The sequence below is a fragment of the Paenibacillus terrae genome (assembly GCF_005217525.1).
Classification (GTDB): Bacteria; Bacillota; Bacilli; order Paenibacillales; family Paenibacillaceae; genus Paenibacillus; species Paenibacillus terrae_C.
This window is the reverse complement of the sequence record NZ_PNXQ01000005.1, coordinates 502,021-507,486: the sequence shown is the minus strand read 5'-3', so window position 1 is coordinate 507,486 and position 5,466 is coordinate 502,021. Positions and strand designations below refer to the sequence as shown.

Genomic DNA, 5,466 nt, shown 5'->3' with positions numbered 1-5,466 from the left:
TAGAAGGCGAAAGTGGGCGCCCAGCAGTCGATATCAAGGAGCATCAGCCTAAAAATACGCCCTACAGTACATTTTTTCACACGGATGCCAAAGAAATTGACATTGTAATTCAAGTGTCTAACTATGTATTTGTCACCGGTGGTATTGCTGGCTCGATCCCATTCGGATTGGCTGAAGATGTGACGAAGCTAAATGGTATACAGGTCGGCACCGATATCGGAATTATATTGATTCTTGGCATGTTTGGCGTGTATCATCTCAGCTTCTGCCTGCTAGGGCGAAGAGAGAAAACATATTGGCTCAGCGGGCTGTACTTACTGCTGCTTTTATTGGAAAAAGCACTTTTTGGCGAAAAGATTTTACAGAGGATGCTACCTGGCCTCCCTTTTGATATTACTTACAAGCTGTTGGATTTAAGCGAATTTGTCGGAGCTGCAGTGCTCATCCTGTTTTTCAGTTCAGTTGAAGCCCGCCTCATATCGTCTCGGATGATGAAGCTGATACTGACTCCGTTAGCCCTATATATTACGGCGGTTGTCGTGTTGCCTTATCGTGTGCATATACAGGGAAAATACGTTTTCTTTTTTTACTTAATCTTCGTATTCCTATACATTATTGGCAGAATGGCGTATCTGTACATTCAAAGCCAAGGCGGTTCATCCGATCGGAAGGAATTAATGCTTTTCATTGGCGGAAGCGTTTCGATGATGATCTTTTTGGTGGACGGAAGCCTCTATTCGGAAAATATGGTTTCGACCGATCTGGTGGGAAAACTCGGAGTAGTTTGTTTCATCATCATCATGAATATCCTGCTCGTGGTTCGATTCTCGAATGCTTATGAGAAGACGGAGCTACTTTCCTATCAATTGACGGTTTCCAACCAGCTCAAGGACGAGTTTTTGATGAACACATCCCACGAGCTCAAGACTCCACTGCATGGCATCCTGAATATGACGTCTTATTTGCTGGATGATGAGGAAAAAAATCTGTCGCCGAAGCAAAAACGGAATCTTTCGCTGATCAAGGATACATCTATCAAGCTGTCCATGCTCATTCACGATTTAGTCGATGTTACCCGTTTGAGGCACGGGGAACTGAGTCTGCATCCGGCCGCTGTAGATGCCAGAATGGTAACACAGATTGTATTTGATGTACTGCAATTTGAGCTTTTGGGTAAAGCTGTGCAACTGGATAACCAAGTCGGTCCCGACGTCTGGGTACAAGCGGACGAGAATCGTCTGCGTCAAGTTATGTACAATTTGGTTAGCAATGCCATTAAGCATACAGACAAAGGGTCGATCAAGGTGGTATCAAGGGTTGCCCAGGGAACCGTAACAATTTCCGTCGAGGATACCGGAACAGGGATTTCCAAGGATAAGCATGCTGTGATTTTCGAATATTTTGAGCAGCTTGATGGGCCGCTGCCGAAGGATGGATATACAGGAATGGGCGTTGGTTTGTACATTAGCCGCAAGTTGGTCGAACGGATGGGTGGAGAAATTCGGGTGGATTGGTCGGAGGTCGGTCAAGGCACGCGCATGACGTTTACATTGCCAAGCGCCGTCGAAGTACCGGCTCATCGTGAAACGGCATATGTGTTGGAAGAGCAGCAGCGATATACCGATGAGGGTCAGGAACTGAATATTTGGAATGGACACAAGCATACAGTCATGATTGTTGACGATGAAGCATCCAATATCCACACCTTGTTGAATATTTTGAAACGGCATCGCTACAATGTCGTCACCGCTTTCTCAGCAAAAGAAGCATTGGAGAAAATAGAAGAGTACCCCCAAATTGATCTTGTCATTCTCGATGTGATGATGCCGGGGATCTCAGGCATTGAGTTGTGTCAAAGGCTACGCAGCAGCTACTCCATTCTCGACCTGCCCATTTTGTTCGCTACGGTTAAGGATACGCCGCAAGACATCGCGCTTGGCTTCAGGGCCGGGGCGAACGATTATTTGACCAAGCCGTTTGAGGCGGGAACGCTCATTGCCAGAATCCAGACCCTGATCGCTGTGAAAACATCACTCCAAGAAGCAATTCGCAATGAGCAAGCGTTCCATCAAGCGCAGATTAAACCGCATTTTCTCTACAACGCCTTGAGCAGTGTTATTTCATTTTGCTATACGGACGGGGAAAAAGCTGCGTACTTATTATCGATGCTCAGTCAGTACTTGCGCTACATCCTGGACATGGATTCTTCCACGCAGTTCGTTCCTCTCTACCAGGAAATGGAGTTGATTCAAGCGTATGTTGAGATTGAAAAAGCCCGTTTCGGAGAGAGGTTCGACTACGACTTCCACTACGATAAACGTATAGAGCATTTGGCAATTCCTCCTTTATGCATCCAGCCTTTTGTCGAGAATGCGATTCGGCACGGTTTGTTCGAAAAGGAAGGACACGGCAAGGTGACGCTTGCGATCAACGAGGAAGACGGCTACATCCAGGTGGTAGTCGAAGACGACGGCGTCGGCATACCGGATGATCTGTTGGACCGCATGTCCAAAGGAGACCTGCAAGATTGCGGCATCGGCATCCATAATATCCGCAAGCGTCTGGACTCTCTGCCAGGGTCAACGCTAAACATCAGCTCCGATAGGGGAAGAGGAACTAAAATAACGATGTATTTGCCTGTAAGGAATAACGAAAAGATCGGTTCGGGTAAACGGAGGAGGAGCGAGGTTGTTTAATGCGATTATTGTAGAGGACGAAATACCGATTTTGAACTTAATGAAATATGTCATCGGGCAAAACCCGTACTTTACGATTATAGGTGCTTTTACAAGCTCGCTAGAGGCGCTGGCCAGCCTTCCTGAGCTTCGGCCGGATGTCGCTTTCCTCGATGTGGAAATGCCCAAGATGAACGGGCTGGAACTGGCGGAAAATATCAACGAAGCGTCGGAGCAGACGAAAATCATCTTCGTGACGGCTTACAAGCATTATGCGCTGGATGCATTCAAGGTTTATGCCTTCGACTATATCTTGAAGCCTGTGACACCCGCGGCGGTCGAGCGGGTTGCAAACCGGCTGGTCAAGCAGCATCGACCTGTTGGCGATGCTGAACAGCAGGTGGGGCTTGCCTCGGTTCGGTGCTTCGGAGGATTCGAGGTCCGAAGTCGGGCCGGATCGCTAATCCGCTTTCCGACACGCAAGACGGAGGAGTTATTCGCTTATTTCCTCTGCCATCCGGGTCAGAATCTCAACAAGTGGCGATTGGCGGAATTGCTGTGGCCAGATATGAGCGAGGACCGCGCGTCGCATAATTTGCACAATACGATGTATCGTTTAAAGAAGCTGTTGAAAGAGCAAGAGATCGGCATGGAGATTCAGAAAACGAACGAAGGATACATGCTGGAACCATCGGATCGAACGTACGATGTGCTGGAATATGAGCGGTATGACTTTTCTCTTACGGGAGGATTTCAGAATGCGGCGCAAGCGGAATATGTATGCTCGCTCTACAAAGGTCCGCTGCTGGATAGAAAAGATTACTTCTGGAAAGCTCCGCTGGAGGAAGTATTCTACAAACAGTACACAGCGCTTGTACGCAGTTTGATCCAACAGGATCTTGCCAGGGAGAATTGGAAAAGGGCGGAGCAGAGGATTGATTCGTATTTGACTGTGTACCCCCTGCATGAGGAGATGAATCAGACATTGTTGAGCATCTATGCAAGCAGTGGGGACAAGGAGAAAATCGTCAGGCATTACGCGCAGTTCGAGGCTTCTTATCGCAAGGAACTGGGGCTGGAGCCGCCGCAGGAGCTGAGAAGCCAGAAGGCGTCATATTTGGAGTAGGTCGGCAAGTCGATGTATGGGGGTAAAACAGTGGACAAAGTTGTTCTTGTCCGAATGTTTTTGCCGAAAACTGAATACTGGATTAATAAGAAAGTGATTATTCCCAGTTGAACAATCTATTAGGGGATAGTCTCTTTTTTTTTTCGACAGTATTCGTGGTTTTGTGAGAATTTTGTGAGAACAGTTTGATAGAATGTACTGCAATGGGGGAGGCAATATGGGGCGAGTGAATCATGCGATACTGTTGGGAATTCTGGCAAATTCGGGGCATCCCCATTCCGCAATGAAAACGGTATTGTTCAGCCAATACATGAATCAGATGTTAGCAAGCAGAGTACGGGTTCTCTTTTTGTTTTTTTAGACTTGTTTAGATTCAACACTTTAAAATTCATTCTGCGAAACGATCAGGGGGGAACAAAATGTTTAGAAAAGAAAAAATGAAGCTTGCGGCAGTGGTAGCTATTCTATGTATGGTTTCAACTTTGTTAGGTAATTTTAATGTTGCTTCTGCGGCTACTACTGACATATTAAAGAAAGCCTATATTACAAGCTTCAATACTGGCAAGGTTGATGTGGTGGATTTGGAAAGCGGTACGGTTGAACTGGGCAAAATTACGGTCGGGAGTCAGCCCAATAGCGCAGCGTTCAACCCGAACGGTACGCAGGTTTTTGTGACCAACAGAACGAGTGGAACTGTTTCGGTGATTAATCCGGCTACTGATACAGTGGTCGGCACAATAACAGTAGGCTCACAACCTCACGGAGTAGCCTTTAACTCGGATGGCAGCAAAGCTTATGTAGCTAATATGAGCAGCAACACACTGTCAGTAATCAATACGGCAACGCTTACAGTTACGGGTACAATAAGTGTATTATTAAGTCCTGTAGCCATGGTAGCGGCAGGCCAAAAGCTTTATCTGACTCAGTCTGGCGCTAGCAAAGTAGCAGTCGTGGATTTTACCAACGATACGATTACCAGCCAAATTACGGTGGGAGCCCGCCCGTATGGTCTTTCGGTTAATCCTGCGGGTACCAAGATTTATGTAGCTAATCAAGGGAACAATACAGTTTCTGTCATCAACGTTGTGAACAAAACGGTGGAAGCAACTGTAACAGTGGACAACTCCCCGTCGGCTACTGAGGTGTCTCCCGACGGGAGCAGGGTTTACGTGGCTAATAATGGCTCTGGAACTGCTTCAGTAATCAATACCGCTAGTAATACAGTGGAAAGCACCGTATCGGTTGGTTCTAATCCCTATGTGGTTGGTATCTCGGCTGATGGCAGTAAAGCCTATACGGTCAATTATAGCAGCAGCGACATGAGCGTAATCAGGACATCCGATAATAAGGTAATTCAGACTATAGCTTTAAGCAGTGGTCCCTTCATGGTCGGTACCTTCATGGTTTCTACGGCTATGGCTGCTGGCCAGAACCCTCCTGTTTCTTCGGATGCGACACTAAGCTCGCTGAATTTAAGCGGCATTACGCTCGATCAAACGGTAACTGGAAGTGTGTACGCCTATACTGCAACTGTGCCTAACGATGTTTCTGTCACAACAGCTACGTATACAACTACGGATAGCCGCGCGACGGCTGCTTTACAGCTCAATGGGACTCCAGTTAACAATCCGATTAGTCTAAATGTGGGGTCAAATATCATTAGCT

The 5,466-nt window shown here is 46.9% G+C and carries 3 protein-coding genes; all 3 read left to right on the top strand.

All coding sequences use genetic code 11. The features are described from left to right. On the top strand, positions 1–2,696 hold a 2,696-nt coding region (locus C1I60_RS05485; RefSeq protein WP_252361582.1), incomplete at its 5' end, for an ATP-binding protein. Further along, positions 2,689–3,801, top strand: coding sequence for a response regulator (locus C1I60_RS05480; RefSeq protein ID WP_137060823.1), 1,113 nt, complete (start codon positions 2,689–2,691; stop codon positions 3,799–3,801). The genes C1I60_RS05485 and C1I60_RS05480, both read left to right, overlap by 8 nt. A gap of 419 nt (positions 3,802–4,220) precedes the next feature. Continuing rightward, a partial coding sequence (locus tag C1I60_RS25270) for a YncE family protein (RefSeq protein WP_252361581.1) occupies positions 4,221–5,466 on the top strand: 1,246 nt, incomplete at its 3' end.